Raw genomic sequence first — 16,186 nt, 5'->3', positions numbered from 1 at the left:
GACAAATACAGTGGTAATACGGCGTCGTCTCGACCGAGACGAGCTCCTTCCTGGCTCGCGTCATCTCCGGACCCTCCCTGGTCCATGCACTCCCCCACAAACCTAGACAGCCCGCATCAGACCGTCAAGAAATCATGGGTGTCCTCTTCTTCCTAGTGGTGGTCCGACCCCGTTATTCCAGCGAACGCCATGCCTGCAGCGCCGCATCTGCCCTAGCACATGAAACCCACAATTCAGGCACTGAATGCAACAATGCCAATATGCGTGAATGAAGAACTCTGCCCTCATTTCCTTCCAAGTCGCCGAAAGCAAGTTCGGTCAACCACTCGCCCGCAGATGCTCGCCATTCCATGAGGTCTTCCCGCGCGGCGGATGCCACAAGGCACATCCTCATAGCTTCCTCGATGGTGATGCTATATTGAGAATCCCGTCGATAACGACGCACTAGAATGCGTAGTTCGTCGGCCAGCGCCGGGTTTCGGGATACGGCTGCAACTGTGGCCAGGCCGTTCAGAATGCCCACAAGCTGAGATTTGTCCTCCAAATTGGCGAGCGTGTAGTTGCCCAGTCTAAGAGCCTTTGCTGCTAACTCCGCATAGCCAGAAGTAATCCTGAAAATCAGCGCGGAGTTGACGAGAGCTATAAACGAAGACGCTTCGACTTCTTCCGTGTCGAGTTCTTTCTCAATGATGCGAGCAAGGTCGTCAGGCAAGGCATTTGCGCTATCTTCAGCACCTTCGAGCGGCCCCGGAAGGTACGGGCGTGGAAACTCACATAGTTTGATTAGGCTTTGCTCTCCGCCACCGAGGATAGTGTCGCGCATCTCCCCCTCGCCAAGGTTTGCCTTAAACTTGTTGCCTGCAATCATGATGCGGCCGAAGAAGTCCGCCTGCGTTTGAGGCGCGGCCGCCAGGTCGGGGTTCCATCGCGGCTCGACCCGCATATCCGCAAGCGTCTGCATGTAGTAGTGCTCGCCGCGATTGCTGACCGCCCAATCGGAAAACCGTTCGTAATCAATACCGCATTGGACAAGCTGGCGATGGATCAGAGCAGCCTGCGTCAGAGAGGCCAGTCTTCGATAGAAGGGCGGCTGCTCGGCCAGAAGGCGTGTTCTGGCCAGCTCCCCGTCGACCAGAACGAACAGAGCCGAGAACAGCTTGAATTCACTGGCCTCGCCCTCCACGTCATCGTCTCGAATTAGATGGACGAGCCGCAGCAGGAAAGGCTCCACTTCAGGCCTATCCGGAAGAATCCGCAGCCCGACTTCGAGCGCCCCTAACCGAGAGAGCGGGTCGCCGTAGTTCTCCAGAAAGTCGAACGCTTTTCCCAACTCCTCCTGATCTAGATGATCGGCGTTGATTTCGGCGGTCAGTGTCGAGTGAGAAGAAAGTAATAGGCTGAAGAGGAAGCCCTCGTAAGGCCGCCACTCTGTCAGTTGCCCAAAGACTTCGCGACATGTGCCGACGGCATAATCCCAAATCGAACCGCTTCCGTCATAAGCGCCAACGAGCCGTTCAAAATACCGCCGAGAATTCGGAACTAGAGACGAAACACTACTTTCGCCTGCCGTGATCTCATTTAGTATAGTCCGTTCCATATGAACGGGCGTATCGCATATGTCACTGTGAAAAGTATCGACTTCGTCGTCTTCCAGCGCACGCACTTCCAGGATGCTCCGCCATTCTTCCTGGGCACTGAGCGGAAGGTTCACGTCTGATGCAGATTCTTCGAGGGAACGAATGCGTGTAGAGGCATCTCCGGAAAGGACAGAGAAGTCAGGTAGCACCATCCTTTGTTGATCGGATGAAAGGACAAGATTTGGAAGTTCACCCTCGCGTGCATCATTCGTGAGACTCCATGTCCGATCCTCCGTGTCAGTCAATTTGGCTGGGCCTTCCCCGGCGAGAACGGTACGAACGGCATCGAAAAACTCCAAACGCTGAACAGAAACACCGCTTGTTCCGAAGGCAATCATAGCTTCAGTCTTAAAGCCGTATTCTCCCCTGAAGCTCTGGTCGTTGAGCAAGCTCTCGCGTATGAGTGGCGGAACAAGTTCCAACGCAACACCCGCCATTGCGGTTCTTTCGTAAGGACTGTTGGTCACGAATTGTCCCCTTCCGAAAGCTGGGTTGCAGCCATCTCGGCAACGTGGCTGCGGTGCCAATCGACAAGCCACTCGTACACCTCGGGGAACTGCTCCTGTATGGGAACGAGAATGCTTTCTTCCACCCAGTTCCAGTAAGCGTCCACAACGCTTTGCTGGACACCGGTGGGCGGCGTCAGCAGCAAGAGGATATGTGCCGCACGTCCGATCCGAATGACATTGTCAGCAACCTCCGGAACAAGGCTGTGCGCCCATCCTCGAACGTCGATCTGCTCGACGAGCCAGTTTGAGCGAGCAGTGTTCTCTTCGATATCGGCCCCGTCCCCCCACAGGTTCCTGAGCACACGAACAAACGCTTTCAGCGTTCCGTCCAGCCAAGGCGCTTCCTCGGGGAGCCGCAGCCAGTCGCTCATTCTGACACGGAGGACGGATTCCCGGATAGCTTTCAGCTCAGCCGTTTCAACCACCTCCCCCTTGGCAACAGTTGATTCCCTCAAACACCGTTCGAGTTCTTCTACACTGACTGGAACGAAGAAATAGCCAGCCCGGCGAAGCCGCGACCGATGTTCAAGACGATCGTCATCCGATAAAACACCGGCCGCTACCAAAGAATCCAGCAAGTCCAGTGCGGAAAAGACAGGCGCTTGCGCGCCGCCGCTATCGATGTTCGCGTGCTGATTGAGGAATCTGTCATCAATAATCGAAACGTCGCATTGGGGTGCCAGAGCAAGAATGCCGACCGAGGGGTGTTCCGGGATAGATTTCGTTTCCAACTCGTCAAAATTGCGCCTGCCGCTCACCCTGACATGTCCGGATTCGATCCGGGAATTCAGAGAAGCCCGTATGCGTTCTATGACATCCTCAACTTCTTCGGAGATGCGCTCGTAAGAAATGAGGGCGTCCGCTTCAGAAAGCTCTCTTGGAGAGGCCACAGCCGTCAGGCCCGCCGCTTTGAGCTTTTCAAGCAACCCCAGATGCAGCAAATGCGAGATGGCGAGATCATCAAGATACAGGGTCGCACCGTCGGCAATGTCAGGCTGGTTTGGCCACGGCTTCTCGTGCAGCTGCAGATAGGCGCGCGCCCGCTTTTGCTCATCAGCGGTAAGTTGCCCCTTCTGTCTCAGTTTCTCCACCACAGCTAGACAGCTGCTCAAGACGGCCGCATGTGCAGAAAGGTCTGCTTCTTCCTCCATCAAGCTGGACAGTCGGTGCACCGGCGCTGAACGGACGACGATATACTGCGTATCATCGCCGTCACGTACCTTCTCCGCCTCAGCGATCAATGCGGCTAGCTCGTCGCCAACCTGAGCGGAGAGGTCGCTGCTTGCGACGGTACTAGGAGTGAACTTTTCCAGCATATCCGTTGCCAGCAAATCCCGAACTTTGCGTGCATTCGCTATACGGCTAGGCTGATGGAACGGAGCTTTCTGGCGTTCCTCGAATAGCCACCCAAGGGTGGAATGCGGGATATAGACAGTTTCGAAGGCGTCGAGCGCCACATCGAGTATCTTCAGGAAACTCAAGGTGAGCAGTGCGGTTGCGTCCAGAGCAACCGCTTTTCCGCTGACATCAAATTCCAACGGCATACGCTTGCCGCTGTAAGCGGGAATTGCGCTTCTCCGCCTCGGATCAGTCTCCATCAGATTGGCTACCGCCGGGAGGGTCGTAAGGTCAATGAGAGTCCGATTAAGTGACTGGGCAGCAAGAAATATCGGTATTTGGCCTTGCGTCAGCAAGCGCCATGTTTCTGACTCGCGGCGATCCCATTCGGGCTTTCGATCAAGAATGTCCTTAAGGCTCATTCTTTGGAGCGGGCCATCGTCTCCTGACAGTTCCGCCGCCTTTTCGAGCCATTGGAAAACCCGTGGATCGTCTTCCCAACCTGCACTTGTTGCGATGAAGTATGCGGCGGCAAGGACGGCAGAATCATCATCGGCCTTCGCCGCTGCCTCGAACACTAGATCCTTCGCAAGAGGTGAATCTAAATGAAGTGCCAGTTGCGCAGCGCCAATCAGGTCATGTGCGCTTCTGTCGTCTCTATTCTGGTATTCATCGGCGATGTAGGCAGAAAGGGAGGCCCAGTCACCGGTCGCAATCCCGAGATTCACCTGTAGTGCGCGGTAGTTCGAGCTACCCACGGCATCACTGAGTTCCGCCAGCGCTGCGCGGGATTCAAGAAATGCACCCTCGTGGTATAGGCCCCAAGCGTAAGACATACGCAGGTGGTTGGATTGTGACAGCAGGTCGGTGTTTTCTTTCAAAAAACAGACCAGAGCCTCTGATCTACGCGTATTGTTGAAGGCATTCACGAGGCGCTCAGCATCGCTAAGCGAATGCGTCTCTTCAAAGAGAAGCCTGCCGAATTCGCACAGATCGTCCCAGTGCTGATGGTCTTCCAATTCGGTGACAAGGTTGATTAGGTCGCCAAGAGCTCTTGTTGCTTCGTATTGTGCTTTATGAGATTCAATGGGATCACACCCTTGGGCCTCAGAAATAATCCTTCGAAGATTACTCTCGTGGTCAGCAGGGATTCCCTCTTCTAGCAGCCGGTCGAGTACCTCGTTCGCCCTTTCGATCAGACCCGCGCGTGACAGCATCTCGATCTGACGATACTGCATCAGCTTGCCATCGATGTGGGCAGCGAGTTGATTGTGGTGGCGAGCGATATAGTTGGCCGCCTCCTCGGGGGTCCGCTGCGTAAATGCAAGGGCAAAACGAGCAATGGCGGCATCAATGGTCATTCCGCCATTTATTGCGATGCTCCGTTCGATATCCCGTTCAACCGCACCCAGTTCCACTTTGATGCCGAACTGAAGAGCGTAGTGAACGAAACCGAGAGCGGTGCTCGGATCGCGGAGTTTGTTTTCTAACCTATTCTTGCCGTGCGCGCTCTGCGCCGGGTCGCGCAGTTCGAGCCAAAGCGCGTACTCATCATCCGTTCTCGCAGCACGCGGACATGCTAGTTGCTTTGCGGCCTCAACCGCATCGAGAAAGTGCGCGTGAGCCGCACGCCGTGCATCCATAGCACCGGCATCCGAAGCGAGTCGAAAATCTGCCGCTTCAAAGGGAACCTGCGTCAGCACAACAGCTCGAAAATCTCCCGGGACGGTAGGAACTAGCGTTGCTAACCCTGCCAAATGGTGAAGAATAGGGGTTTTTTCAAAGTCCGGCTCGGAAAACGCACCAACCGTCTGGGCAACCTCGTCCCAACGGCCGAGTTGAAGCTGATGGCTCAGGAGAAAACTCTTGCCGTCTGAATCCAGGTCCGCGATCGTATAGCCCGCATCATCCATCCAACTTAGAGCGCCTTCGGGGCTGTCATGATGTGCAACGATCATCAAACCGGCTGAATGCGAAACTTCCGACTCGATATCAGCAAGGGCGTTAAGCGCCGCTGCCTTATCTCCCTTCTGGGAAATAATAAATGCTTCCGCAATCTTGGCTTCTGGAAAATCTCCGAGGGTTTTCGCGAGCTCCAGAAGCTCTTCCGCCCGCTCAGGATCTTCTGAAGAAGATAATAATCTGGCGCACCATGCCAACGCCCGCCCCTTTACTTCGTCCGAGCCTCCCGAAAGGTCGCCCTCAGCAAGGCGTCTCCCAAGCCTCAACGACGATCGGGTCCTGTCGAACTCAAGGAAGAACCGTGACTTCCTTAGTTTCTCAACTTCCTCTTCTGTTTTTTGGTCGACAAGATCTGTCGGAACATTCCCTTCAAAATAGAGATTGACGTCTCGACCAGCGATAACATTTGTCGAATCATCTCCGGAGGAAATCGACTGTTTACTCTTAGTCCACATCGTTCGGCTTCTTCTTCGTCCCGACACTAACGTCTCGACCCGCTTGAACATTGGTTGAGCCATCACCTGAGCGGATGGTCTGAGTAGACGAAGCGTACTTCTTCTTGAAGATAAAACGTCCTATCCAGGCAAGGACCACTAAACCGGCACCGGAGAACAGCCATTGCTTGTTATCAACAATCCAAGCTACAAACTCTTCCAACCAGGTTGCTCCTTTCTCTAATATTACAAAATACTTCTATTTTCCACCTTCGCCATCACCCCCCAGTCAGTGTTTCAAAACCCTGGGATAGCATCCTTTTACAGGCGATACGCTCTACTTTTGTCCGCTGTGTAATGCGGAGAAAATTCTGCTCGACCATTTCTGTGCGCCCAACAGTAGATTAGACAGAATCTGTCATATTGGTGATATGCCGAATCTGTATAGCACCTGTTTCTCGCAGCGCCGTCCCTTGCTCTGGCCGCCGCTGTTCCTGCAGCATACCCATGATCGAATCAGGGATAAACAAGGAGGTCGGCTAATGGCGACAGGAAGTCGTGCCGAAAGGGACCGCCGTTTCTGGGAGCGATACCGGAATGTGGCAATTTCTCAAGGGGTTAAGCCAAAGGCGGTACTGGGGTACGGTGTGCGGGCATAACGGTTTATCGCCGCGTTTCCCGGTCGTCGCCTCGCGGAAATCGGGGCGGAGCACATCACTCAGTATCTGACCAGCCAGAGGCAGGAAGCGTCGGTGCAGGGCTGGCAGTTCCGACAGACCGTCGATGCTATACGGATTCTGTTTAGCATCGTGGTGGCGGTACGCAGTCCGCTGGACCTGGCCTAAAGCTCCACAAAAAAGGGCGCCGTCCTTCGGCGCCCTCTTCTGTTGCGTCATGGCCATTTTCCCGGCTCCGCTTCGCTGGATCTCGGCTTCGCCGCCTCAATCCCAGCTCAACGCCCCACCCGTCTGATACTCCGTAACCCGAGTCTCAAAGAAGTTCTTCTCCTTCTTCAGGTCGAGCACCTCGCTCATCCACGGGAACGGGTTGTCGGCCCCCGGGTACAGCTCGGCCAGGCCGATCTGCGCACAGCGGCGGTTGGCGATGAAGTGCAGATATTCCTCGAACATCTGGGCGTTCATGCCGAGCACGCCACGCGGCATGGTGTCGCGGGCGTACTGCGCCTCCAGCTCGACGGCATCCGAGATCAGCGCACGCATCTCGTTCTTGAAGTCTTCGGTCCACAGGTGCGGGTTCTCGAGCTTGATCTGGTTGATCACGTCGATGCCGAAGTTCATGTGCATGGATTCGTCGCGCAGGATGTACTGGAACTGCTCGGCGACGCCGGTCATCTTGTTGCGCCGACCCATGGAGAGGATCTGCACGAAGCCGACGTAGAAGAAGATGCCCTCGAACACGACGTAGAAGGCGATCAGTTCACGCAGCAGCTTCTGGTCCGCCTCCGGGGTGCCGGTGCGGAAGTTCGGGTCCGCCAGGTGCTTGGTGAACGGCAGCGCCCACTCCGCCTTGGTGGCCACGGAGGGCACCTCGCGGTACATGTTGAAGATCTCGCCTTCGTCCAGGCCCAGAGACTCGACGCAGTACTGGTAGGCGTGGGTGTGCAGCGCCTCCTCGAAGGCCTGGCGCAGCAGGTACTGGCGGCACTCGGGGTTGGTGATGTGACGGTACACGGCCAGCACCAGGTTGTTCGCCACCAGCGAATCGGCGGTGGAGAAGAAGCCGAGGTTGCGCTTGACGATGGTGCGCTCGTCCTCGGTCAGCCCATTCGGGTCCTTCCACAGGGCGATGTCCGCGTTCATGTTGATTTCCTGCGGCATCCAGTGGTTGGCGCAGCCGTCCAGGTACTTCTGCCAGGCCCACTTGTACTTGAAGGGCACGAGCTGGTTGAGGTCCGCGTGGCAGTTGATGATCTTCTTGTCATCCACGCGGATGCGCTCGGCACCCATCTCCAGGTCTTCCAGACCGGTGCCGGTCAGGGCGTCTTCGTTCGGCTCGGCCAGCGGCTGGCCGGCGTTCTCCGGGTCCGGCGAGACGCTGGGCGCGGCGCCGGCGGTGCTCATCAGGGCTTCGTTCTCCTGAAAGCCCATGCCGGGGCGGACGGCGGGTTCTTTCTGGCCTTCGCCTTTGATGGCTGCGATCGGATCGTCCCAGGAAAGCATAGTGTCCCCTCTTCTTTTCGGTGGCGGCCCGGCGCGGTGGCCGGGCCTTTTGTTCAGTGCGTTGTGAGCAGTGCGTGGTGCGTATTCGGTGCCCGGGGGCGGGGCCGCCTTACTGGCAGGCCTCGCAGTCCGGGTCGAGGATGGAACAGGCTTTCGGGGCCTCGGGCTCGGCCGCCTGCTGGCCGCCGGAGACGGCGTTCAGCTTGTTGGCGCGCGAGGAGTCGGCCACGGTGCTCTTTTCCACGTGGGTCGCGCCCATGGAGCGCAGGTAATAGGTCGTCTTCAGGCCGCGCACCCAGGCCAGCTTGTACAGGGCGTCCAGCTTGGGCCCGGAGGGCTCGGCCATGTAGAGGTTCAGGCTCTGCGCCTGGTCGATCCACTTCTGCCGGCGCGAGGCGGCCTCGACCAGCCAGCGGGTATCCAGCTCGAACGCAGTGGCGTACAGGGCCTTGATGTCCTCCGGCACGCGGTCCAGCGGCTGCACGGAGCCGTCGTAGTACTTGAGGTCGTTGACCATCACCTCGTCCCACAGCTCGCGGTCTTTCAGATCGCGCACCAGGTACGGGTTGATCACGGTGAACTCGCCCGACAGGTTCGATTTGACGAACAGGTTCTGGTAGGTCGGCTCGATCGACTGGCTGACCCCGCAGATGTTGGAGATGGTCGCGGTCGGCGCGATCGCCATGGTGTTGGAGTTGCGCATGCCGACCTTCTTCACCCGCTTGCGCAGCTTGTCCCACTCCAGGCGCTGGGTGGTGTCCATCTGCAGGTAGTCGCCGCGGGTCTCGGCCAGCTTGTCGATCGAGTCGATCGGCAGGATGCCCTGGCTCCACAGGCTGCCGGGGAAGCTCTCGTAGCGCCCGCGTTCCTCGGCCAGGTCGGTCGAGGCCTTGATGGCGTAGTAGGACACCGCCTCCATGGAGGTGTCGGCAAACTCCACCGCCGCCTCGGAGGCATACGGCACGCGCAGCTTGTACAGCGCGTCCTGGAAGCCCATGACCCCCAGCCCCACCGGGCGGTGGCGCAGGTTGGAGCGCCGCGCCTGCGGCACGGAGTAGTAGTTGTAGTCGATCACGTTGTCGAGCATGCGCATGGCGGTGTTCACGGTCTGCTCGAGCTTGTCCTGATCCAGCTCGCCGGCCTCGTTCACATGCGCAGCCAGGTTGATCGAGCCCAGGTTGCACACCGCGATCTCGTCATCCGAGGTGTTCAGCGTGATCTCGGTGCACAGGTTGGAGCTGTGGACCACGCCGGTATGGCTTTGCGGGCTGCGCAGGTTGCACGGGTCCTTGAAGGTCATCCACGGATGGCCGGTCTCGAACAGCATGCCGAGCATCTTCCGCCACAGGTCGACGGCCTTCATGGTCTTGTGCACGCGCAGCTCGCCGCGCGCGGCCTTCTCTTCGTATTCGCTATAGCGCTTCTCGAACTCGGCGCCGACCAGGTCGTGCAGGTCCGGGGTCTCGTTCGGGGAGAACAGGGTCCAGTCGCCATCCTCGGCCACGCGCTTCATGAACAGGTCCGGGATCCAGTTGGCGCTGTTCATGTCGTGGGTGCGGCGGCGGTCGTCGCCGGTGTTCTTGCGCAGCTCGATGAACTCCTCGACATCGATGTGCCAGGTCTCGAGGTAGGCGCAGACCGCGCCCTTGCGCTTGCCGCCCTGGTTCACGGCCACGGCGGTGTCGTTGGCGACCTTGAGGAACGGGACGACGCCCTGGGACTTGCCGTTGGTGCCTTTGATGTGGGCACCCATGCCGCGCACGCGGGTCCAGTCGTTGCCCAGGCCGCCGGCAAACTTGGACAGCAGCGCGTTGTCGCGGATCGCGCTGTAGATGCCGTCCAGGTCGTCCGGGACGCTGGTCAGGTAGCAGCTGGAGAGCTGCGGGCGCAGGGTGCCGGAGTTGAACAGCGTCGGCGTGGAGCTCATGAAGTCGAACGAGCTCAGCAGGTTGTAGAACTCGATCGCGCGCGCCTCGCGGTCGATCTCGTTGATCGCCAGGCCCATCGCCACGCGCATGAAGAACGCCTGCGGCAGCTCGAAGCGGGTGCCGTCAGAATGGATGAAGTAGCGGTCGTACAGGGTCTGCAGGCCCAGGTAGGTGAACTGCAGGTCGCGCTCGGGCTTGATCGCCGCGCCCAGCTTGTCGAGGTTGTAGCGGGTCAGCTCGCTGTCGACCAGCTCCAGGTCGGCGGCGCGCTTGATGTAGGCGCCGAAGTACTCGGCGTAGCGCTCGGCCAGCTGGGCCTGGGTGGCCTCTTCCGGACGGCCGTGCACGAAGCTCAGGGCCTCGCGGCGCAGCGCGTCCATCAGCAGCCGCGCGGTGACCTCGGAGTAGTTCGGCTCCTTCTCGATCATCACGCGGGCGGCCATCACCAGCGCGGTGGAGACGTCCTTCTCGGCGACGCCGTCGAACAGGTTGCGACGCGCCTCGGTCAGGATCTTCTCGCCATCGACTTGCTCGATGCCGTCACAGGCCTCGGCGACGACCGCCTGCAGGCGCTCCTCGTCCAGTGGGGCCTGGGTGCCGTCGGCGCGGGTCACGTTCAAGGCCGGGGCAATCTCCTGCTCGTCCAAACCCTGCTCGGCGGCCTCGGCGGCGCGCTTTTGCGCCTGCTGTTCGCGGTAGATCACATAGGCCCGCGCGACCTTGTGGTGGCCGCCGCGCATCAGGGCCAGTTCCACCTGGTCCTGAATATCCTCGATGTGCACCGTCATGCCCTGGGTGCCGGCGCGACGGAACAGGCTGTCCACCACCTGCCCGGCGACTTCCTTGGAAATGTCGTGGATGCGACGGCTGGCCGCGGCATTGCCGCCCTCCACCGCGAGGAAGGCCTTGGTGACCGCAACCTCGATCTTCGAGGCGTCGAAGCCGGTGACCTTGCCGTTACGGCGGATCACCTGGTGCTGGCCCGGGCTGGTGGCCAGGACCTCGGCCGACGGCTCGGCTTGCGGCGGGTACTGGATGCCCTCTTGGGCTTCGGCGGTCTGGGTGTCGCTGTACATGGTGGCGGCCTCACGCGTAACTGTGGGTAATGGACGTGAAGTACTATAGATCGGGGATCCGGAAGTGCATAGACACAATATCTTGTGTCTCCCACCCGAATAACCCCGCGGACAACCCGTGGGCAAGCTGTGGATAAAAACGCCAACCCGGCACTCTGTCGCCATTCTTTGCGCGTTCGCCCGGTGGTGGATAAATCGGCCTTGTTGTGATCGCTCGGGCCAATCATCAGCAAACTCGAACATGAAAATGTTTTATGGCCCGCGATTACCGAATCGGTATCCGTCGATGGGTCTTCTCAAGGCCGAATCCGGGTGGACCCTCGCGCGGGGTGGCGGTGTTGGACAAAGCCCCGCCGGGTACCAATAATCCCCGCCTTATCGAACCAGATTCCGCGCGGCCGGGACGACCGGCCGCGCCCGCCGTATTCATCGAATCGACAGGGAGTACCGCATGAGCGACGCCAAGGACCCATCCGACAAGAAGAGCAAGAAGGCCGAGAAGAAGGACGCGCCCAAGGCCGCCGTTGCCACCGGGGCCGTTCAGGCGGCCGCGGGTGCCGTATCGCTCTCCAGTGGCGGCGAGACCGCGCCCAAGACAAAGAAGGGCGGCGAGAAGCAGCCGCGCCACTGCCCGCTGCTGATCCTGGGCTCCGGCCCCGCCGGCTGGACCGCGGCCGTCTACGCCGCGCGCGCAAACCTGAACCCGGTCGTGATCACGGGCCTGGAGCAAGGCGGCCAGCTGATGACCACCACCGACGTGGACAACTGGCCGGGCGACAACGACGGCGTGCAGGGTCCGGAGCTCATGCAGCGCATGCAAAAGCATGCAGAACGCTTTGATACGGAAGTGATCTTTGATCACATCCACACGGTGCACCTGAAGGACAAGCCCTATCGCCTGGTCGGCGATTCCGGCGAGTACACCTGCGATGCGCTGATCATCTGCACCGGCGCCTCCGCACAGTATCTGGGGCTGGAGTCCGAGACCACCTTTGCCGGCAAGGGTGTCTCCGCCTGCGCCACCTGCGACGGCTTCTTCTACCGCAACCAGAAGGTCGCGGTGATTGGCGGCGGCAACACCGCGGTCGAAGAGGCGCTGTACCTGTCCAACATCGCCTCCGAGGTCGTGCTGGTGCACCGCCGCGATGCGCTGCGGGCAGAGAAGATCCTGCAGGACAAGCTGTTCGAGAAGGAAAAGAACGGCAACGTCACCATCGAGTGGAACCACACCCTGGACGAGATCCTCGGCGACGACTCCGGCGTGACCGGCATGCGCATCAAGCACGCGCAAAGCGGCGATACGAAGGACGTCGAGCTGATGGGCGTGTTCATCGCGATCGGCCACAAGCCGAACACCGACATCTTCAAGGGCCAGCTGGACATGGAAGGCGGCTACATCAAGGTGCAAAGCGGCCTGGAAGGCAACGCCACCGCAACCTCCGTACCGGGCGTGTTCGCCGCCGGCGACGTGATGGACCATGTCTACCGCCAGGCGGTCACCTCCGCCGGCACCGGCTGCATGGCCGCACTGGACGCGGAGAAGTACCTCGAAGAGAACGGCTGAGTCGTGAGCGCCGAGGGCGACACCCAGGCAACCCCGCCGGAAGAACACGCCGAGCGCATCGAGCTGCGCGACGGCCTGGCCGACGTGGACCCGGCCGCCTGGGACGCCCTGACCGGCGGCACCGAGCCGTTCCTGCGTCATGCCTTCCTGGAGGGCCTGGAGCGCCACGGCTGCCTGGGGCGACAGTTCGGCTGGTTCCCGCAGCATGTGCTGATCTTCCGCGAAGACGAGCTGGTCGCGGCCGCGCCCGCCTACGCCAAGACCAACAACTACGGCGAGTTCGTGTTCGACTTCGCCTGGGAGAGCGCGTGGAGCCGCCACGGGCTCAACTACTACCCCAAGCTGGTCGTCTCCGTGCCCTACACCCCGGCCACCGGGCCGCGCCTGCTGGTGCACCCGGAGGCGCCGGACTTCGATCACCTGCGCACCCTGCTCGTGCGCGCCCTGGTCACCCGCGGGCGCGAGCTGAACGCCTCGGGCGTAAACATCCTGTTCCCGAATGCGGACGACCTCGACGTGACCCGCGAGATGGGGCTGGCCGAACGCATGGGCTGCCAGTACCACTGGAGCAATGCGGACTACGGAAGCTTCGATGACTTCCTGGCCGCGCTCAGCTCGAAAAAGCGCAAGAACATCAAGCGCGAACGCCGCCGCGTCATCGAGGCCGGCATCGAGTTCCGCACGCTGACGGGAGCCACCGGTTCGCCCGAAGACTGGGCGCGCTTCCACCGCTTCTACGTCGACACTTTCGAGAAGCACATGGGCATCCCGACGCTGTCGGAGGCCTTTTTTGTGGAGACGGCGGCGGCGCTGGGCGACCAGGTGGTGCTGTTCGAGGCAAGACGCCCAGGCGAGGCGGGGGACGACGAGACCATCGCCGCGGCCCTTTGCTATCGCAGCCACGACACCCTGTACGGGCGCTTCTGGGGCTGCACCGAGGAGCTGGCCGACCTGCACTTCGAGACCTGCTACTACCAGGGCATCGCGTTCTGCATCCGCGAAGGCCTGGCCCGCTTCGAGCCCGGCGCCCAGGGTGAGCACAAGATCCCGCGCGGTTTCCTGCCCACGCCCACCTACTCCGCCCACATGATCCTGACCGAGGGCTTCGACCAGCCCGTGCGCGACTTTTGCGAACGCGAGGCCCAGCTGATGCGCACCCAGTGCGAACGCCTGCACGAACACTCGCCCTACCGCCACGTCGAACCCGACGATGACCGCCCCTGAACCACCCACTGTAGGAGGCCAGGCCCCTGACCGATGGGGCCTATCCCCGCGCCCAATCGCGCAGAGGGCTGCGCTCCTACGTCCGGCCCAGCCTGTAGGAGGCCAGCCCCCTGGCCGATGGGGCCTATCCCCACGCCCGATCGCGCAGAGGGCTGCGCTCCTACGTCCGCCCCACCCTGTAGGAGGCCAGCCCCCTGGCCGATGGGGCCTATCCCCACGCCCGATCGCGCAGAGGGCTGCGCTCCTACGGCCGAGCCAACCTGTAGGAGGCCAGCCCTCTGGCCGATGGGGCCTATCCCCTCGCCCGATCGCGCAGGGGGCTGCGCTCCTACATCACCCCGCACGCCCGACCCAACCGGTAGGAGGCCAGCGCTCTGGCCGATGGGGCGCCACCCCATGACCGGCGGCCCGCAGATCACGCTGCCCTGGCTGGACCCGGAGCACCCGGAGGCGCCGTTCCCCGACCCGGGGCATGCCCTGCGCGACCCGAATGGCCTGCTCGCGGCCGGCGGCGATCTTTCCGTGCCGCGGCTGCTGAATGCCTATCGCTCCGGCGTGTTCCCCTGGTTCGAGGCCGGGCAGCCGATCCTGTGGTGGAGCCCGGACCCGCGCGCGGTGCTGGAACCGGGCCACTTCCGGATGCACCGCAGCCTGAAAAAAGCGATCCGCAATCGCGGCTACACGGTCAGCTTCGATCGCGCCTTCGAGGCGGTGATCGAGGCCTGCGCCGGGCCGCGCGAGTACGCCGAGGGCACCTGGATCACCGGGAGCATGCAACAGGCCTACATCGCGATGCACCGCACGGGGCACGCGCATTCGGTGGAGGTCTGGGACGGCCCGCGCCTGATCGGCGGGCTCTATGGCGTCGCCGTGGGCCGGCTGTTCTGCGGCGAGTCGATGTTCTCGCGCGAGCGCGACGCCTCCAAGATCGCGCTGGCCTGGCTGTGCCGCCACCTCGTCGCCTGGGGCTGGCCCCTGGTGGATGTGCAGATGGAGACCGAGCACCTGCGCCACCTCGGCGCGATCACCCTGCCCCGACGCGAGTTCATCGCACGCATCCGCGAGATTGCGCACGCGCCCGAAGCACCCGGGCCCTGGCGGGTCGATCCTGCCCTGAGCCCACTCGACCCTGACTGGAACACCGCCCCGTAGCACAAGTGTGGCCCAAGCCCCTTGTGGGAGCGGGCTTGCCCGCGAATGGCTTTTACCCAGTTCCGACGCGGGCAGGGGCTTCGCGGGCAAGCCCGCTCCCACAGGCCACTGCCACAGCCCCCGCCCCCGTCACTGCGAGGAGGCGCAGCCGACGTGGCAGTCGGTTGGGGGTATCCCGGCGCCGAGGACTGCATTGGGCGATTGCTTCGCGATGCTCGCAATGACGGGATGTTGGATGGCCGGGGAACCTGTATGCGCGTCACTGCGAGGCGCCGCAGGGGCCGGGGCAACCTCCGAAACCGGGCACGTCACCCGGCGCACCCTTGGCCCCCATTACGGGTGCTTTATACTCCCGGCCATTGGGGAACCGAACGGGAGATTCGGGTGGGCAAGGCATATCAGGGGGAATGGCGGGCCATGGCGCTCAATGGGCTGCGCGCGGGCCTGCTGCTGGCGCTGGCCGCAATCACGGCGGGCTGTGCGACGCTGGCGCCATCGCCGCCGTCGGATCAGAGCAATATCTGCGAGATCTTCCGCGAGCAGCCGCGCTGGTACGACTACGCCCGCGACTCCGAACGCGAATGGGGCACCCCCATCGCCACACAGATGTCGTTCATCCAGCAAGAATCCTCGTTCCGCAGCCATGTGCGCCCGGATCGCGAACGCCTGCTCGGTGTCATCCCGTGGCGCCGGCCCTCCTCTGCCTACGGCTATGCCCAGGCGCAGGACCCGGTCTGGGGCGAATACCGCGAGGATGCCGGCAGCCGGATGGCACGGCGCACGCACATGAAGCACGCGACCGACTTTATCGGCTGGTACAACGCACGCACCCAGCGCATCACCGGGGTCTCATTGAACAACCCCGAGCACCTCTACCTCGCCTATCACGAGGGCCAGGGCGGCTATAACCGCGGCAGTTACCGCAGTAAACCGCAGGTCCAGGCGGCCGCGCGCCAGGTCGCCCAGCGCGCCAACCGCTACGACTCCCAGTTGCAAAGCTGCGAGTCCGAGTTCCGCTGCCGCCGCTTCTACCAGTTCGGGCCGTTCTGCCGGCAGTAGCCATAGCCGAACGGAACGCGCTCAACCCCCGTCATCGCGAGCCGAGCGAAGCGATCTCCCAACGCAGGCACCGATGCTGGGGCTGACTCGGCAGACTGCCGCGTCGGCTGCGCCTCCTCGCAG

9 protein-coding genes are annotated in these 16,186 nt (G+C 61.6%); 4 read left to right on the top strand and 5 right to left on the bottom strand.

The genetic code is table 11. From position 1 onward, the window contains the following. Positions 1-172: 172 nt before the first annotated feature. The 5 genes from C936_RS0109580 to C936_RS0109550 all read right to left on the bottom strand — a co-directional run bounded on the left by C936_RS0109580 (position 173) and on the right by C936_RS0109550 (position 11,064). The gene (locus tag C936_RS0109580; protein ID WP_231363227.1) at positions 173-2,104 is read right to left on the bottom strand and encodes a hypothetical protein; all 1,932 of its coding nucleotides are present in this window, start codon (positions 2,102-2,104) and stop codon (positions 173-175) included. After that, positions 2,101-5,901, bottom strand: a complete 3,801-nt coding sequence (locus C936_RS0109575) for an HNH endonuclease (protein WP_231363228.1) — start codon at positions 5,899-5,901, stop codon at positions 2,101-2,103. The genes C936_RS0109580 and C936_RS0109575 overlap by 4 nt, the downstream gene beginning before the upstream one ends. Beyond that, positions 5,891-6,103 (bottom strand): hypothetical protein, encoded by a 213-nt coding sequence (locus C936_RS14945; protein ID WP_155988214.1) that lies wholly within the window; start codon positions 6,101-6,103, stop codon positions 5,891-5,893. The genes C936_RS0109575 and C936_RS14945 overlap by 11 nt, the downstream gene beginning before the upstream one ends. Before the next feature lie 718 nt (positions 6,104-6,821). Then, positions 6,822-8,060: a ribonucleotide-diphosphate reductase subunit beta gene (locus tag C936_RS0109555; RefSeq protein WP_018649431.1), complete on the bottom strand. Its 1,239-nt coding sequence runs from the start codon at positions 8,058-8,060 to the stop codon at positions 6,822-6,824. 109 nt (positions 8,061-8,169) lie between these two features. Continuing rightward, positions 8,170-11,064, bottom strand: a complete 2,895-nt coding sequence (locus C936_RS0109550; RefSeq protein ID WP_018649430.1) for a ribonucleoside-diphosphate reductase subunit alpha — start codon at positions 11,062-11,064, stop codon at positions 8,170-8,172. 451 nt (positions 11,065-11,515) lie between these two features. Between C936_RS0109550 and trxB the strand changes: the two genes are divergently transcribed. The 4 genes from trxB to C936_RS0109530 all read left to right on the top strand — a co-directional run bounded on the left by trxB (position 11,516) and on the right by C936_RS0109530 (position 16,063). After that, positions 11,516-12,628 (top strand): thioredoxin-disulfide reductase, encoded by a 1,113-nt coding sequence (trxB, locus tag C936_RS0109545; protein ID WP_018649429.1) that lies wholly within the window; start codon positions 11,516-11,518, stop codon positions 12,626-12,628. A 3-nt stretch (positions 12,629-12,631) separates the two neighbouring features. Beyond that, on the top strand, positions 12,632-13,852 hold the full coding sequence (locus tag C936_RS0109540; RefSeq protein ID WP_018649428.1) for a GNAT family N-acetyltransferase: 1,221 nt from the start codon (positions 12,632-12,634) through the stop codon (positions 13,850-13,852). 396 nt (positions 13,853-14,248) lie between these two features. Continuing rightward, positions 14,249-15,004, top strand: coding sequence for a leucyl/phenylalanyl-tRNA--protein transferase (aat, locus tag C936_RS0109535; protein WP_018174151.1), 756 nt, complete (start codon positions 14,249-14,251; stop codon positions 15,002-15,004). A 384-nt stretch (positions 15,005-15,388) separates the two neighbouring features. Next, a complete protein-coding gene (locus C936_RS0109530) occupies positions 15,389-16,063 on the top strand; it encodes a hypothetical protein (RefSeq protein ID WP_018137609.1) in 675 nt (224 codons plus the stop codon). The last annotated feature ends 123 nt before the right edge of the window (positions 16,064-16,186 follow it).

The sequence above is a fragment of the Thioalkalivibrio sp. ALJ4 genome (genome assembly GCF_000377225.1).
Classification (GTDB): domain Bacteria; phylum Pseudomonadota; class Gammaproteobacteria; order Ectothiorhodospirales; family Ectothiorhodospiraceae; genus Thioalkalivibrio.
This window is presented reverse-complemented; position numbering and strand designations above follow the sequence as displayed.